The organism is Dechloromonas sp. ARDL1 (assembly GCF_051122455.1).
In the GTDB taxonomy this organism is placed as follows: Bacteria; Pseudomonadota; Gammaproteobacteria; order Burkholderiales; family Rhodocyclaceae; genus Azonexus.
Genome location: NZ_CP168939.1, coordinates 1535384 through 1550524 on the forward strand (window position 1 = coordinate 1535384; position 15141 = coordinate 1550524).

General features: G+C 59.8%; 17 protein-coding genes. 6 read left to right on the forward strand and 11 right to left on the reverse strand.

Going from position 1 to position 15141, the window contains the following annotated elements; genetic code table 11:
• The first annotated feature begins 412 nt into the window (after positions 1 to 412).
• A complete protein-coding gene (locus AB6Q56_RS07575) occupies positions 413 to 955 on the forward strand; it encodes an SOS response-associated peptidase (RefSeq protein ID WP_434516465.1) in 543 nt (180 codons plus the stop codon).
• On the opposite strand, the gene umuC is transcribed toward AB6Q56_RS07575, so the two are convergent.
• The 7 genes from umuC to AB6Q56_RS07610 all read right to left on the reverse strand — a co-directional run bounded on the left by umuC (position 926) and on the right by AB6Q56_RS07610 (position 7686).
• Positions 926 to 2227 (reverse strand): translesion error-prone DNA polymerase V subunit UmuC, encoded by a 1302-nt coding sequence (umuC, locus tag AB6Q56_RS07580; RefSeq protein WP_434516466.1) that lies wholly within the window; start codon positions 2225 to 2227, stop codon positions 926 to 928. The two genes, AB6Q56_RS07575 and umuC, sit on opposite strands and share 30 nt — an antisense overlap.
• Positions 2227 to 2667: a LexA family protein gene (locus tag AB6Q56_RS07585; protein ID WP_434516467.1), complete on the reverse strand. Its 441-nt coding sequence runs from the start codon at positions 2665 to 2667 to the stop codon at positions 2227 to 2229. The genes umuC and AB6Q56_RS07585 overlap by 1 nt, the downstream gene beginning before the upstream one ends.
• Before the next feature lie 42 nt (positions 2668 to 2709).
• Entirely contained in the window at positions 2710 to 3108 is a 399-nt protein-coding gene (locus AB6Q56_RS07590) for a hypothetical protein (protein ID WP_434516468.1), read from the reverse strand.
• Positions 3109 to 3554: 446 nt separating this feature from the next.
• Positions 3555 to 4355: an IS21-like element helper ATPase IstB gene (istB, locus tag AB6Q56_RS07595; RefSeq protein WP_434517117.1), complete on the reverse strand. Its 801-nt coding sequence runs from the start codon at positions 4353 to 4355 to the stop codon at positions 3555 to 3557.
• On the reverse strand, positions 4345 to 5841 hold the full coding sequence (gene istA, locus AB6Q56_RS07600; RefSeq protein WP_434517118.1) for an IS21 family transposase: 1497 nt from the start codon (positions 5839 to 5841) through the stop codon (positions 4345 to 4347). The genes istB and istA overlap by 11 nt, the downstream gene beginning before the upstream one ends.
• Before the next feature lie 298 nt (positions 5842 to 6139).
• A complete protein-coding gene (locus AB6Q56_RS07605) occupies positions 6140 to 6871 on the reverse strand; it encodes a hypothetical protein (RefSeq protein ID WP_434516469.1) in 732 nt (243 codons plus the stop codon).
• A gap of 347 nt (positions 6872 to 7218) precedes the next feature.
• A complete protein-coding gene (locus AB6Q56_RS07610; protein ID WP_434516470.1) occupies positions 7219 to 7686 on the reverse strand; it encodes a hypothetical protein in 468 nt (155 codons plus the stop codon).
• 177 nt (positions 7687 to 7863) lie between these two features.
• Here AB6Q56_RS07610 and AB6Q56_RS07615 point away from each other — a divergent pair, with 177 nt between their 5' ends.
• From AB6Q56_RS07615 to AB6Q56_RS07625, 3 genes are read left to right on the forward strand one after another with little or no spacing between them, the layout of a single operon-like run.
• On the forward strand, positions 7864 to 8184 hold the full coding sequence (locus AB6Q56_RS07615) for a hypothetical protein (RefSeq protein ID WP_434516471.1): 321 nt from the start codon (positions 7864 to 7866) through the stop codon (positions 8182 to 8184).
• On the forward strand, positions 8181 to 9023 hold the full coding sequence (locus AB6Q56_RS07620) for a DUF6036 family nucleotidyltransferase (RefSeq protein WP_434516472.1): 843 nt from the start codon (positions 8181 to 8183) through the stop codon (positions 9021 to 9023). Before AB6Q56_RS07615 ends, AB6Q56_RS07620 begins: the two co-directional genes overlap by 4 nt.
• An 18-nt stretch (positions 9024 to 9041) precedes the next feature.
• Positions 9042 to 9290, forward strand: coding sequence for a hypothetical protein (locus AB6Q56_RS07625; protein ID WP_434516473.1), 249 nt, complete (start codon positions 9042 to 9044; stop codon positions 9288 to 9290).
• 107 nt (positions 9291 to 9397) lie between these two features.
• Here AB6Q56_RS07625 and AB6Q56_RS07630 read toward each other — a convergent pair whose 3' ends face one another.
• Positions 9398 to 9760: a hypothetical protein gene (locus tag AB6Q56_RS07630; RefSeq protein WP_434516474.1), complete on the reverse strand. Its 363-nt coding sequence runs from the start codon at positions 9758 to 9760 to the stop codon at positions 9398 to 9400.
• A 150-nt stretch (positions 9761 to 9910) separates the two neighbouring features.
• Here AB6Q56_RS07630 and AB6Q56_RS07635 point away from each other — a divergent pair, with 150 nt between their 5' ends.
• Entirely contained in the window at positions 9911 to 10744 is an 834-nt protein-coding gene (locus AB6Q56_RS07635) for an ankyrin repeat domain-containing protein (protein ID WP_434516475.1), read from the forward strand.
• A gap of 187 nt (positions 10745 to 10931) precedes the next feature.
• Positions 10932 to 11768 (forward strand): ankyrin repeat domain-containing protein, encoded by an 837-nt coding sequence (locus AB6Q56_RS07640; protein ID WP_434516476.1) that lies wholly within the window; start codon positions 10932 to 10934, stop codon positions 11766 to 11768.
• A 721-nt stretch (positions 11769 to 12489) separates the two neighbouring features.
• Here AB6Q56_RS07640 and AB6Q56_RS07645 read toward each other — a convergent pair.
• The 3 genes from AB6Q56_RS07645 to tnpB are packed head-to-tail and all read right to left on the reverse strand — an operon-like array spanning position 12490 to position 15020.
• Entirely contained in the window at positions 12490 to 13083 is a 594-nt protein-coding gene (locus AB6Q56_RS07645) for a plasmid pRiA4b ORF-3 family protein (protein ID WP_434513752.1), read from the reverse strand.
• Between the two features lies 1 nt (position 13084).
• On the reverse strand, positions 13085 to 14620 hold the full coding sequence (tnpC, locus tag AB6Q56_RS07650) for an IS66 family transposase (RefSeq protein WP_434513753.1): 1536 nt from the start codon (positions 14618 to 14620) through the stop codon (positions 13085 to 13087).
• A gap of 52 nt (positions 14621 to 14672) precedes the next feature.
• Positions 14673 to 15020 (reverse strand): IS66 family insertion sequence element accessory protein TnpB, encoded by a 348-nt coding sequence (gene tnpB, locus AB6Q56_RS07655; RefSeq protein WP_434513754.1) that lies wholly within the window; start codon positions 15018 to 15020, stop codon positions 14673 to 14675.
• Positions 15021 to 15141: the final 121 nt, after the last annotated feature.

The following is a 15141-nucleotide window of genomic DNA, read 5'->3' on the forward strand; positions in this document are numbered from 1 at the left end:
CCTTATAAATCAAGGCTTCCCGTTTGAAACAAAGAAGCCGGGAAGCCTCAGGGAAGCGCCAAATGAGGGGTGCTTGTCGGTAAATGGCGGAGCTTGGCGGTAGTCCGCTTCCCGGAAAGACAATCGGGTTCCCGAAAGTCACACACCGATAACGCGGGGTCATCAAGGTGCGCTCTTATGGTACTCATTTATTAGCCGCACCACCAACGGTGCGACTTTTTTCCGGTGCCGCATCTCAGGGCACCACGGGCGTTCGTGATGGATAATCAAGTCTCCCTCCTTGAGCTTCTGAACGGTTATGTGCTCGAACTATTTCCCCACGCTGTCCGCCCCGCGCCTGTCCGTCTTCGGGGTCTTCCCAGAGCTTGACCTAGGCGCACGCACCCATGTGTGGAAGGGGTATGTCGCCCCGATGATTCGTTCGTCGGACGACGGTCGGGAGCTCCTTCTCGGCGAGTTCGGTCTGCTCCCGTTTTGGTCCAAGGAGCGCAAGATCAAATACTCGACCTTCAACGCTAGGTCGGAGACCGTCGAGACGGCGTCATCATTCAAGACCCCATGGGCCAAGCGCCAGCGCTGCATCATCCCGGCGGATCATGTGGTCGAGCCTGATTGGCGCACCGGGAAAAACATCGCCACGGCCATATCCAGAGAGGATGGCTCCCCGATGGGTCTGGCCGGACTGTGGGACAAGTGGATCGACAAACCCACAGGAGAGATCGTGCATAGCTTCACGATGCTGACGATCAATGCCGACTCACACGGGCTCATGAGGAACTTCCACCGCCCCGACGACGAGAAGCGCATGGTCGTCATTCTTCCAGAGGATCGGTACGAGGAGTGGCTCGCGGCCCCGACCTCCTCCGTCAAACATCTTCTCCTGCCATTCCCATCCGACGCTATGCGGGCCGTCCCGGTCACGGCCCTACGCTCTGGCGATGGGGATGTCGGATAGGCTGGTGGTGTATCTCGGGGTTCTCAACTCCTGGCGCATCTGCCATTCCCGTCTCTCCGCGCCCGCCCCAGACGAGGCCACGCGAATCATCCCCTTGCCGAACCTGGCGTTGATCCCATCCACGGCGGCCATGAGATCGGGGTTTTCATCTCCCTCCTGCCCTCCGAATAGATCGAGCTCGCCCTGCCCTATCCCCGCCGGGCCTATATCCATCAGCATCACACCCGCCTTCGAGTAATCGTATCCCGGCCGGTATATGCCGCGCAGCCCCTTGATGGCTCCGCGCACGATGACCAACGTATCCGCGGTCGGTCGGGTCAGGGATATGGTCGCGGATTTCGCATATTGGGGACCGTCGGAGAACGGGCTAGTGTGGATGAACACCAGGATCCTTCCGGCCTTTCCGTTCTGCCCTCTCAGTTTCTCCGCCGCCCTGCTCGCGAAAAGACTCACCGCCTCCTCCAAGGATTTGAGATCGGACACGCGGCCACCGAAGCTGCGCGTGCAAGCTATCTGCCGTTTATCGGGAACCACGTCCTCAATCCTCATGCATGATTCCCCTCGCAGTTCTCTCACGGTGCGCTCCAGAACCACGGACCAGCGTCTTCTGACCAACCCGGTCTCCATGCGCGAGAGTTGCAGAGCCGTGGTCACCCCCATTTCTTCGAGCTGAGCCCCTATCCTCCGCCCGACACCCCAGACCTCCCCGACCGGGGTGGCCGCGAGCACCTCATCCAATCCCGATGCCGTGAGGGCGGACAGGTCACAGACCTCCCCGAACCTCTCCGGATAACTCCCCGGTTTCCGTACCGCGCTTTTCGCCACGTGGTTCGCCAGCTTCGCTAGCGTCTTGGTCGGGCCTATACCTATCCCCGCCGGAAGGCCGAGCCAATGTAACAGGCGATTTCTAATGACCCTGGCTCGCCTCACAAGGTCGCCTCCAACCCCGCTCAAATCGACGAAGCACTCATCGATGGAGTAGATCTCCTGCCCCGGCCCGAGGGCCGCGGCAATGCCCATAAAACGGCTGCTCATGTCCCCGTAGAGGACGAAGTTCGCCGACAGGGCGATCACCCCGGCATTAGGGAACTCGCGCCGTATTTTGAAGAAAGGATGCCCCATCTTGATCCCGAGAGCCTTCGCCTCGTCGCTCCTAGCTATCGCGCAGCCGTCGTTGTTCGATAGGACGACCACCGGGCGCCCTTCCAGATCGGGTCTGAATACGCGCTCGCAGGAGACGTAGAAGTTGTTACCGTCCACCAGGGCGAACATCAGGCAAGCTTTCGGAACTGCTTTATGACCGATGTGACCACGCCGACCAGCGAGACGGTCTGCCCGTCGCGAGGCACGATGTCCGGGTAGGTTCTATTCGCCGGCACCAGCTTGAACGCGCCGCCGCGCCTATGGAGATATTTCACGGTGAAATCGTTGTCGACCTGGGCGACCACTACGTCTCCGTGCCCCGCCCTCAATGACCGATCCACGACAAGGATATCCCCGTCGGAGATGCCGGCATCCACCATGGATTGGCCGCTGACGCGCCACAGGAATGTGGTCAGCGGATGCGGGGTGAGCAGATCCACGAGGCTCAGGCGCTCTACGTCGAAGTCCTCGGCGGGCGATGGAAAGCCGGCGGGAACGCTCCCCCCTGCATGGGGAATAGGTATGCTCTCAAGAGGGAAAGGGGCGGCGCCCCTCGGGATACTGTTCATATATCCAGTATAGCCGAAACGCCGAAGTCGGCATACGACCGCCTAGCCTCCTATCGCGCTGAAGAAACCCGCGCAGGCCCCTATCATGGCGAGAAGACCTATCCCCTCGAAGCGGCTATCCCCGGATGCTTTCGAGTAATGTTTGCCGAGCCCACCGAGGAAGAAAAGAGCGATCCATGGCAGCAAGGGCAAAACGTTCGCGAGACCGTATATCGGCGCGGCCACACAGGCCACAAGGGCGAGCGGGCCGTGAATATGCACCTTTGGCTCGATTAAGGCCCCCGCGATACCCATAGCGACGAACACGAGCAACGGGGTGCCGCCAATCCCCATAACGCGCAGTATCGTGTCCAGAGCGAATATGGCCCCGGTCGCACCCGCCAACTGCAAAACGTCCATGCCCGTGCGTCTCACGGCTTCTATTAGGTGTCCCTTGTCCATGGCTCATCTCCCGTTCTTTCGATCCAGCCTGCCGGATCGGAGATAGGGATGCGAGGCCACCCGTCGGGAGACTCAGGCGTCACCAATGCTGTTGGCGCTCCCTCCGTCGGGCCGTCATTCGTTTTCCCGCCCCTATGGTCGCCACAAGTCCCGCGCTTTCCGTCTTGCGGTCGTCGGCATCCTTCCGAGCGCGCTCGTGAGCGTCTCTCTCCGCCTCCAGTTTCGCCTCTAGCACAGCGGAGCATCGCTCTGCGGTCTCCGTGTCGGCGCGCGTTTAAATTTGACCACCTGTGCGCGTTGAATTTTGACCAGGTGTGATAGCCACCTGACATAGGTGGGCTTGTGGATAAGTGTAGCTCAGAACAACTGATTTCCGAGCCACGACGAATGCGTTGGGAAAGCCGTGGAGGACGGAGTCCGGAACGGATTTCCCAACGCGGCCTCGATCAGAACGGATCTGCTTCGGGTGGATTTCCCCGCTTGCTCTGCTCCCGCGCCTTGATCCTCGACTTGGCCGTTGCCGTGCTGTGCCGGAAGCGAAACGACTCATTCCCGGTCTCGACGATATGGCAGTGATGCGTCAGCCGGTCGAGCAAGGCAGTGGTCATCTTGGCATCGCCAAAGACGCTCGGCCATTCGGCGAAGGTCAGATTGGTCGTGATCATCACACTGGTGTGCTCGTAGAGTTTCGACAGCAAGTGGAACAGCAAGGCGCCACCGGCCTGACTGAACGGCAAATAGCCCAACTCATCGAGGATGACCAGATCCATGCGCAGCAGCCCCAAGGCAATCCGCCCGGCTTTGCCAGCAGCCTTCTCCTGTTCCAGCGCATTGACCAGATCAACCGTCGAGAAGAAACGCACCCGCTTGCTGTGATGGGTAATGCCCGAGACACCCAGCGCCGTCGCGAGGTGGGTCTTGCCAGTGCCCGTGCCACCAATGAACACGACGTTCTGGGCTTCCTCGGCAAAGGAGAGGTCGGCCAGTTGCCGGATCAGCTTCTGATCCACCTTCGATTGTTCGAAGTCGAATCCGGCCAGATCACGATGTACCGGGAAGCGGGCCGCATGCATCTGATAGCCAATCGAACGCATCACTCGATCAGTATGCTCGGCTTGCAGTAGATGTTCGATCAGCCAACGTGAGGCTTCGACACGGCTGCTACCGTTGGCTGTCAGCTCCTCCCAGGCACCGGCCATGCCGTGCAAACGCAGTTCCTTGAACTCGCTCATCAGCTCACGCATGATCAGTCACCTCGGTACGCAAGCGGTCATAGCGGCCGGTATCGGCAATCGGTACTTCGCTGAGGGTGAGTGGCGTTTCCACCGGTGGCGGCATGGGACCCGACTTCAGGCGGTTGAGCATGTTCTCGATGTGCTCGGCACTGGGTAGGCCGGACTCCAGCACCAGATCGACGGCAACCAGCACCGCTTCCAGATCAAACTGCGAAATTGCCGATAGCACTTTGGCCATCACCCGATCACCACCTTCCCGGCGCAGGAGCAAGCTGCGTAATCGTTGCAATGGCTCCGGCATGTCGGCAAACGGCGCGCCATTTCTCAAGGCCCCTGGCTTGCGTTCGATCAGCGGGATGTAGTGCTGCCAGTCGTAGAGGGTTTGCTGCCGACTGAAGTTGCGGGGATGACTGGCCACCCGAGTATCGTGCGCCACAATGTCGATCCGTTCCGGATAAAGACGCAGGCTGACGGCTTGGCCCACCAGTTCGCACGGTACCGAGTAGCGGTTGCGATCCAGCGTCACCAGGCAGGTGCTCGATACCTTGCCCAAGGTTTCGACGTAGCCATCGAAGGATGCGACCATCGGCATCAGGCTCGGTTGTTCGTGTTCGAGCATCTCGGCCACTGTCAGGTCAGCGTACTCGGGATGACGCAATTCCTGCCACAGCCCCCGGCAGCGCTCGAGCAGCCAGACGTTCAGTTCGGTGAATGAACTGAATCGCTCCTTGCCGGCATCCTGCCAGAGACGGAGCCGACTATCCTGGACGTTCTTCTCGACGACGCCTTTCTCCCAGCCGCTGGCGACATTGCAGAAATCCGGATCAAACAGGTAGTGGGAGGCCATCGCCGAGAAGCGCGAATTGACGATGCGGGATTTGCCTTTCTGCACCTTATCCACGGCCGTCTTCATATTGTCGTAGATGCCGCGCCGGGGAATGCCACCCAGCGCCGCAAACGAGCGGGTATGGGCATCGAACAGCATCTCGTGACCTTGCGTCGGATAGGCTTGAACGACAAAGGCCCGACTGGCGCAGAGTTTCAGATGTGAGGCGAGAATCTTGCGCCAGACCCCGCCAATGACCAGATGCTCTTCGCTCCAGTCGAACTGGAAGGCTTCGCCCAACTCGAAGTGGAGCGGAACGAAGGCTTTACTGACGGCTGCACCGCCATCGGCCCGCCAGCGCCGGATGAATTCGGTGACCCGGCAGTAGGTACCGGTGAATCCGGCGGCCTGCAATTCGCCAAACAGTTTCAGTGCTGTGCGCCGATCCCGTTTCGGACGGCGGGCATCCGCCTCCAGTGCCTTGATCAGGCGCGCCGCATACGGGGCAATCTTGATGTTCGGGTTCTGCCGTTCGTACTTCGGCTCCGCCCCTTCCGGTGTCCGTAACCAACGTTTGACGGTGTTCCGGCTATACCCCGTCTTCCGCGAAATCTCGGACAGCGATAGGCCATCCCGATAAAACAACCGCCGAATCCTTCCCAGATCCTTCATGGTGATCATCTCCTAAAATCCTGCTCAAAAAATGAGCGGACGAGTTAATCACCCTGGTCAATTTTCAGCGCGCACACCCCCACTTTTCTGGTCAGTTTTCAACGAGCGTCAACAAGCTTGCGGCCGATTGCCTTATTGAGGCATCGGAGGCGGCATCCTCGATTGAGGAGAGCAGAACGGCTTGCTCAAACATCCACGACCAGGACACAAGGGATCAATGCCTCTCCTCCGCCGGGAAGCGGTTTTTCAAGGGGCTGGAAAAGTCGGAGAGTCCCGCCCTTTCCCGATAAGGGAAGACCTAGCGAGCTATCTGCCCGGCCCTTGATTCCTCTTGGGGCGTCGCTTTTCCCACAAGCCCGTCCAGTAGATCGGCGCAGGCTGTTTGACCGGCCGCCCTTGCCGCGTCCCTGATGGTCTCCCCAGCCCGGTTCTTGGCATTGGGGTCGGCTCCATCCGCGATGGCTAGGATCACTCTCCTCTCGTCCCCCTCAATGGCCGCCGTCTCTAGCCGCTCGTTCGCCGTGGCCGTCTCGCACGCCTCCCATGTCCAGGATCCGGCCCCAATCGGGTATGTCTTGACCAGCCTGTCCTCGGAGACGATCTCCCTGCCCCCATAGCGCTCCCACTCCTCGGGATCGTCGGAGGGTGACCAGATGAAGGAGTCTGACGGCTCGTCGTACCTGAGCTCGGGCATTTTCTCGGCCAATGCCATGGCGGTGGCGAGCTCGAACTCCGGCATACCCCATCCGTTCCACACGTTGCCGTTACTGTGGCAAGGCAACCTACCATCTATCCAGTCGGACTCGACGAACGCGGGCTGCTTGATGGACGGATCCAGCTCAAGGCGCTCGAACTTCTGTAGGAACTCATCCCTCGGCATTTTTCCGAGCCATCCACCGCCTTGTGTGCAAAACGAGACCACATCCTCGTCGGTCCCATCCCTCCAAACCTGATATCTCCTTCCCTCACTCACCCAAAGCAGAGTTTTGCCCTTGGCAGGCTCCCTGAACGGGTCGTCCTGATGATCCATGCTGGTCTCCTTGTTGAATACCCTAGGATCAATCCCATGGATCTGGATGCTTGTCATCCGACAGCCGCCGGTCGGCTCCGTTAGATTCTTCTGCGGCCCTTGGAATCCCATCCCATCGAGCAGGACTCAACCAGCGGAGCGCGGTGCTTAGCTATCCATTCGGAGTCCCATGCGACCACGGCCCGAGCCGACGCCTCATTCTCGTCTCCCGATAGATTAATAACCGCCGGGGAGCCCCCATGGTCGCACCCGTCGCAATAAACGAAATAAGCCATGTCCTCGGGGGCATGGACAAGCGCGGGATGAGGGTCGCCGCATTCGGCACATGGGTATGGCTTGAAGGCCATTCATTCCCCCCAGATGCGCTTGTGGCGCGGAGGACGGTTCGTCTTCGGGTATGGCAGGGCATCGGGATTAGGGGCTTCCGGGCTCCCTATCAGCGCCTTGGCCTGCCCCTCGTCGATTCTCCGGATCGACCGATTCGCCTCCAGCACGAACCATCCATCGGAGCCGAGGATGTGATGCATTTGATCGTCTTTCGGGAATCTAAGGTTCTCGTAGCGGTAGATCCCGGGCCTGTAAATCCTTATCTCGAATCTGCGCGAGCCATCCATTCCGGGGCTGCCTAGAAACTTGTGCTTCGAGAACTCGATGACCCCATCTTCCGCCAGCCTGTCGATATACGGCCATGCAGGACCGTGCGTGCGAAACGCGAAAGCGTACAGGGGTTTCTCCGTCGGCCAGGTGTAGTCCCTCTCCTTGCAACCCCGTGTTTGCTCCTCATTCCTCCTTTGGGTCTTCTTGCTCCGCGCCATTTCGGTCTCCTTTTTCCGAATATCCTCCCGGATGCATGGTCGGATGTCTCGACCGAACGTCGGAACAATCCCCGAATGCACGAATCAAAGAGCCGACTCCTCCCATTCCATGGCAAAACCCCTTGATAAATATCGAGAATCGATTATCTTAGGGGGTGTAAGTGACGGAGTTTTATTGTGGAAATCGATGGCAACAAATATTTGACCAGCGATTGGCGCAGCCTTGAAATGCACCGCCTGATCGCGAAGAAACTGGAGACGAACCCGTCCCTGGTGGATCGCGCTCGCTCCAACATCTCCCGCTGGAAGTCCACGCGCGGCGTCGTGCGCTCCTACACCGAGTGGGAGGAGATCCTCTCTTCCGGTAAAGATCGAATCCTGCGCGTGCTTGTCGGCGAGGATCAGGACAGCGCCCGTCTGCGTTCCTCCACGCCTTTCACCGGAATCCTCTCCGAGACCGAGCGCAAGGAGATCTTCGCCCGCTGGAGCGGGCGTTGATATACGAGGAACTCCTCCACATCATTCGTTCGGCAGCAGAGATTTCCAAGGACAACGAGATCATCGTCGTTGGAAGTCAGGCCATTCTCGGCGACTACCCGAATGCCCCGGATGCCCTCCTCTTCTCCGAGGAGGCCGATATCTACCCGAGGAACAAACCCGAGGAATACGACGCCATCGACGTGCTGATCGGCGAGGGCTCGGATTTTCACGACACCTTCGGCTATTACGCCCAGGGCATCTCCACGGACACGGTGGTTCTTCCCACTGGCTGGGAGTGGCGCGTGGCCAAGGTGCCGGCAGGGCCGGACGGTTACCCCACCGGTTTCTGCATCAGCGCGGCCGATTTATTCGTGTCGAAGGCCGTCGCCTTCCGAGAGAAGGACATCGATTTCCTCGGCGTGATGGTGCGAGAGAACATGGTATCTCTCGATGAGATCATGTCCCTAGTGTCGTCTTTACCGTCCTCCCCAAAGGATCCGGACAGACACGAGCGGGTGAGGAACAACATCCTAAGAGTATGGAGATCTGAGTGGGCCGTCGAGGACAGGCTGGCGGAATCCGCCCCGGGCCATCCTGAGGAGACCTTTCTTTCGATTGCCGTCTGCAAGAGGAGCCAACCCTTGATTTTCCGGACAGCGAGCATTGAGGATGCGGCGTCGGTCATCGTGGCCTTCGTGAAGGCCGAAGGCATATCTAGGCATTCCTGGGTCGGGTGCATCGTCAGCGACGACACCGGCCGGATTGTCGCCGGCATAGGCATGGACGGAAGAGCGTCGCCGTTCGCCCATTCATCTCATGAGGCTGTGAAGGCACCACCGGGACCCATTCTCCGATAGCCGATTTATAATGGCTGGATGAGCAAAATCCCCGAACCCACCCCGATTCTCAACCGCCTGCGGGCGGCCGCCGCCCTCCCCGCTCTCATCGAGTCGGGGCTAAGGGACTCCAAGCTCGCGAAGGAAAGGGCCGCCCTGATGGCGGAGTTCTGTTTGTGGGCCCAAGAGACGGCCCCGAAAGATGATCCCATCGCGGCAGGTTTGGTTCGGGAGATCGAGGATGGACTCGCCAGGGTCAAGACCCTGCTGGAGACGTTTCCGGGCTAGATACCCATCCTTTGCCCGTTATTTGGGCATGACCGACTCGGCCCCGCAGCTACGTCGATAACGCTGGATTTTCCCCATGGTTTTCCACAGAATCCGGGGATAACTCGCTATAGCCTTCCGAGCTTTCTCCGCGTCTCGCCCCGTCGGCATTCCAACCCCAAAATGGCCGCCTCCTCGATGGCGATCTGCTCGCCCATGTAATGGGTGACGACGATCCGAGCGTACTCGGCGTATGGCTCCTCGGAATCCCATAGTTCTTCGACGTTGGTTTTCGCGCTGCGCACCACCAAATCGTAGAGCTCGGAATCCGACCGCCTGATTTTGTCCAAGCCCTCGCCCAGACATGGCTGCAGGACATCCCCTAGGGACTCCACCACCGCGGCCCATAGGAGAAATCGCCCGTGGAGGCTTTCGGTGGTGGATAGAACCTCCTCTGTGCTCCTCCGTTCGTTTCCGACTTTATCTCTCATCCGCGCCTCCATTTTTATTGGTGCCACCATCCTCTCAAACCCGAAAAACCGGGGCCAGGCCACACGTCGGGCCAATAACCATTTCCGACGGTCGGACTTCCATGACCACGTCATCGGCGCGATAGTCCGATTGTCAATCAAGGAGGGATCATGGCTTACGGTGATGAGATGGATTTGGACGACGAGCTTTGCTGGGCCTGCCGCCAAGTCAATGATGATGAGTGCGATGTTCTTGAAAGGGTCAGGGAGTTGTTGTCAGCCGGGGCTTCCCCTAACTCCACTCAATCCTCGGATGGGTACAAGGCTCTCGGGCTAGCCGCGGAATGGAGCCCCGCCATAGTGGAGACTCTTCTGGAGGCGGGCGCGGATGCCCGGTTCGGCGACATGCATGACGGATCCGCGCCTCTGGTTTATGCGGCCATGGCGGGAAACGTCGAATGCGCGGCCCTGCTCCTGGCTCACGGCGCGGACCCCAATGGATATTTGAATGGACGTCCCCAAAGCGACACCCCGCCGCTGCTCTGCGCCGTATTCTCCGGAGAGCGCTCCGTCGAGATGACCGAACTGCTTCTTGACGCCGCCGCTAACCCGAACGCCCCTCGATGCGTACCGGATTGGTCAAATGATCAATCCGAGGGGGAGACCGCTCTGCACCGCGCGGCCAGGGTCTCGGACGGTCCGACGGCCGCCAAACTCTGCACGTTGCTCATCGAGCGCGGAGCGGATCACAAGGCTTGCGACAAAATCGGTCGAACGGCGCTGCACTCCTGCGCCGAACACGGGACGGCGCAGGCCGCTCAGGCCCTGATCGATTTCGGCGCCGACCCAACCAAACGGGATGACCACGGTTTCTCTCCGGCGAGCCGCGCCAGGCTGAGAGATAACGACAAGCCATTGGGCGTCCTAATCTCGGCCGAGGAGAGAGCGGATCTGGAACGATCCGCGATAACCCCATCCGCGACAAGAGGTCGCGCTCGGATGTGAGAACGCGGGGCCCCCATAACCGGCCCGGCATTCTCAAATCCATCCACCTATTCGCCGCCTGTCGGGTTTCGATATGGGGAGCCCGATCCCCGGATGGACGGGCTTTAAGTCCTCCCGAAATGGAGCGAGAGTGAAACTCTGACAACACGGGGAGACTGACATGAGGATGGGAGATTCGGAGCTGAACATGGAACTCGCCGCGGCGCTTGAGCGCGGCGATGAGCGCGGTGCTTTTTTGGCGCTAAAAAACGGGGCCGATATGGATCCAGAAGGAGAATGGTCGCCGCTGAGGGCCGTCATCGACCTTTGCGGCAAAACCGAGGTGTGCGCTCCGCGCCTCTTCACTATGCTGGTGTCGATGGGTGCCGACCCGCAAGGACGCTTCGAGTATCCATTGCCCGGGTATAGCTGCACCCCGGCGGCCTACGCGACGTGCATGCTGGCGCGGGCGACCTGCGGCCCGAACGACGCTAGATACGGCGACCTTTGCGAAATCATCGCGGTTCTCGCGGATGCGGGAGCCATCCTTCCGACTTCGGTTTACGCCGCGCTTATAACCAAACTAATACCGCGCGAGAAAGCCATCAAAACCCTGAAGCGCGTGCTTCTCCAAGATAAAGCCCCTGCTCCGGGTATCGGCGACTTCCTGCGAGCGCTTGAGACGGACATGGAGATGCTCGACTTATTGTCATGGGCTTGGCCATCCTCCGAGACGAAGGATTACCGTGGCAACACGCCGCTGCACTACGCCTCGATGGCCGGACACGATGACGCGGTGAGAATCCTACTCGCCGCGGGAGCTTCCCTAGACGCCACGAATCGGGCGGGGGAGACGCCTTTGTTGGCGGCATCGGGCATGCGCGAGACCGATGGGGCGGTGCGACTTCTGTTGAGAGCCGGAGCGTCCTTGGATATTAGATCGCAGGATGGAACGTCCGCTTTGGAACGGGCCATGGGTTTGGGGCCTATCGCCGGATGCAAAAAAATGGAGCTTATCGAGAGGGCCATGGCGGATCGGGTTTGAGCGCCTAACCCCGACGAATATCGAGGCCCCCACGGGGGCTTTTAACATCCCAATAAGTTAGCCCCCCTTTCGGGGGGCCAACCAAGGTGGACAGCGGTCTATCCCTGCGGTCATAAGCTCCGTTGTCTTCATGGAGGTCGATGCATCTTCCTCCGCCCACGGTGGCCTTGGGCTTTCTTCAATCACACTGGCCTAATCCCGATGATTTGTCCGGCCCGTCCGTCGGAAGAATGGGAAACCCGACAGGCATCCGCCCGTCCACCGGAATGCGATCTCCGATGAACGGCCTGGCCCTGTAATCCCATGGGTAGTAGATTGGAATGGCATGATCGACAACAAAAAACGAGGAGAGAACATGGAGACCATAGCCAAAATAGCCAAAATAGCCCCGAAAGCCCCGGCCGCACCCAAGGCCGCGCCGATGACATACCAACCCATCACAAAGCTGGTCTTCTCGGCCCCTGCGGTACCCCACGCTCCCATATGGGGCGACCCGGTGTGCGACGCCTGCGAGGCCGTCTATCAGAGGGGCTGGTGCGGCGATAAATGCCCGGGAGCCAGATGCCCCGCTCCAACGAGGCAATAGGCGGCAATGAGATAAAAATGGCGCCATTAGGCAAGCCGTTAACAAAAAGTGAGTAGAACTAAACGGCTTGCTCACCGATTGAAACCGCAAACCTGGCAGATGTGAAGTAAGCGTCGTCCCGAAGCCGTCTTGAAATCAGATTTTCAGGTCGTGTAAAGCGAGGCTAATGGCGACGACGTCCACGAATGCGGGATCGAAGGCATCGCCGTGCCATTCGGACATCGACTGGTGCTCGGGATGGTTGGGGTCGGTCATGGCTGCCACGAAGTCTGCGTAACCGGGCGCGCCACCGACATCTTCCGGAGGTGTGGCATTCGCGGCTTTCAGGAGCATGGCACGGTGGCTCAATTCGGGATCGCCTGGCAATTTCTTCTCGACCTTGACCCGGTGTTCCCAGTGATCGCCGAAGTCGTAGATGTACTTGAACGAACTCATGCCGCCCAAGGCGGTTTTGAGCTGGACTCGTGTCTCCGGGCGAACTGGCTCCCAATCGAATTCGGGGTCGGGAATGCCGAAGCGCTTGCCACCAAAGTCGAACTCGTGCAAGTGGTAATCGCACCAGCCGAAGGTGACTTGCAGGACCTGATGTAGATTGCCCAGCGTGATCGACTCCGGCACCAGGATGCGCCGCCAGATGGTCGGCTTGATCCAGGCCAGCTCAATCTTCAGTTGCAGCAGATCGGGAATCTTCTTGGCTCTGGGCTTCTTCAGCGCAATGACGTTACTCATTTCAGGCAGCTTTCTGTTCAACGGTGGCGTGATCGGGGTAAAGATTCCACGGGAGTAGCTCATGAATCCGATTGATCGGATGCTCGGCAATCCGGGTCAGGACTGTCCGCAAGTAAGCCTCGGGATCAATCCCATTGAGTTTCGCGCTACCGATCAGGCAATACATGCTGGCTGCGCGCTCGCCGCCGACATCCGAGCCGCCGAACAGGTAGTTCTTTCGCCCCAAAGCGACTCCGCGTAATGCACGCTCTGCCGCATTGTTATCGATCTCGATTCGGCCATCTGCGGCATAGCGGATCAACGCAGACCAGTGATTGAGCGCATAGCTGATTGCATCGGCAAGGCCGGATTTGCGTGATATCCGCTGGCGCTGAGCGTCGAGCCAGGCATGCATGATCTTGAGCAAGGGATAGGCTTGCACTTGACGAATGACCTGCCGCTCACCGGGCGATCGGCCACGGATTTGACTTTCGACGGCATACAGCTCGGCAATCTGGGCAATGGCCTCGGCCGCGATGGGCGAAGCCTGGGCCCGATAGACATCGACGAATTTGCGCCGGACGTGCGCCCAGCAGGCGGCTTCCTGAATCTTGCCAATCTCGTACAAGGCATCGAACCCGCTATAAGCATCGGCTTGCAGGATGCCGCGGAAGGATTTCAGATGATCACGGGGATGTTGTCCCTTGCGATCTTCCGAGTAGGCAAACCAGACTGCTGGCGGATCGCCACTTCCCGCTGGGCGATCATCCCGCACATACGTCCACAGCCTTGCGGTCTTGGTTCGCCCCTTGCCCGGCGCGAGCACTGGTAACGGTGTGTCATCGGCATGTACCTTGCTGCCGCCCAGGACATAACGCCGGATCGCATCCACCAGCGGCGAGAGCAAGTCATGGCAATGTCCAACCCATTCGGCCAGGAGTGCCCTGTCCAGGTCCAGACCGCTGCGTGCATAAATGGCGCTTTGCCGATACAGCGGCAAGTGATCGCAGAACTTACCGACCAGCACGTGAGCCAACAGGGCAGGACCGGCAAAGCCGCGGGGAATCGGACGGGCGGGGGCCGCCGCTTGGGCAATGTGATCACACCGGGTGCAGGCCAGTTTCGGCCGCACATGGCGAATCACTTTGAAACTGGCTGGCACGTACTCGAGCATTTCCGAAACGTCCTCACCGAGGTGCGTAAATTGCCCGCCACAATCCGGACAGCACTCTGCCGTCGGCATATGCGTCACCGTTTCGCGGGGCGCTGTTTCCGGGAAGGGCTTGCGGTTCCTGATTCGCGGCGTGTCGGCCGGTTTATCCGGCGCGGACGATATCGGCGAAGCCGGCGTGAGCGGCAGTGGCTCGAACGCCAGCCCAAGATCGAGTTGCCCCAATTGCGCCAGCGTTTCCGATTTCTGGCCAAAGTGCAGGCGACGATACTTGGCGACGAGCAGCTTCAGACGGGCGTTCTCCTCAAGCAGCCTTTCAACCTGCTGGCGCAGCTTATCGACTTCGCAGGAAGCCTGGCTGGTAGAGGATTGGTCTGGCTTGGGCATGACCGAAGTCTACGGGAATTCAGGGGCAGTGAACAGCCCCCGCAGGCCGGCTTTACGCCGCCCGCTCGGGCTGCCAGGTACGCGCAGGACGCCGCCAGTCGATCCCTTCCAGGAGCATGGCAAGTTGGGCTTTGCTCAGATGAACTCGCCCATCGGTGGCATTCGGCCAGATGAAGCGCCCGCGTTCGAGCCGCTTGGCAAACAGGCACAGACCATCGCCATCCCACCAGAGCAGTTTGACGAGGTCGCCGCGCCGGCCACGAAACACGAAGACGTGACCGCTGAATGGGTCTGCCGCCAATTGCTCCTGGGCAATGGCAGCCAGTCCATCAAAGCCACGGCGCATATCAGTCACGCCGGCCGCCAGCCAGATCTGCGTTCCTACCGGCAGTCCGATCATTCCCTGGACGCCAGGCAATCCAGTACCAGATGCAGTGCCGAGGCCGTGACATCGCCACACACACGAACGCTGGTCTGGCCCCGGACGATCTCGATATATCCCGCTGAATCGCCCCGGGAAT